At 40.6% G+C, this 404-nt stretch carries 1 protein-coding gene; it reads right to left on the bottom strand.

The window, feature by feature from the left end; all coding sequences use genetic code 11:
* Positions 1 to 404, bottom strand: a 404-nt coding sequence (locus tag ACWIUO_RS13930; RefSeq protein ID WP_454178481.1) for a hypothetical protein, incomplete at both ends; no start/stop codon positions are given.

Here is a 404-nt window from a genome sequence, read left to right as displayed (position 1 = left end):
GAGGATTGCCTTGCAAAAAGAGGATAAATTCTATATCAAAATCATAGCGATTTCTAGGCTGTGGGCGTGCGTTTGGCTTATGCCAAATCAAAATGTCGGTGTCTATGTCCTCTTTGTTTGCATAAAAAATAAGTAGCTTTTCTAGTAGCTTTTTGTTGCAAAAAATATACGCATTTAGCGTAGGCTGGATTCTCTCAAATTCATTTAGCAAACTAAAATCAAAGCCTTTGCCTAGTGTTTCGTGTTGTTTTATTAGCTTTGCGTAGTTGCCTCCCCCTGCCTCTTTGGCAAATCCTCCGCTTAAACCACTTAGCAAATAAGGCGGGTCGGTTATGATTAAAACCACGCTATCGGAGGGGATTTTGGCTATGTGGGGGTAGCAGTCGGCATTATGTATTTGTATC

The sequence above is a fragment of the Helicobacter sp. T3_23-1056 genome, assembly GCF_053654535.1.
This window is presented reverse-complemented; position numbering and strand designations above follow the sequence as displayed.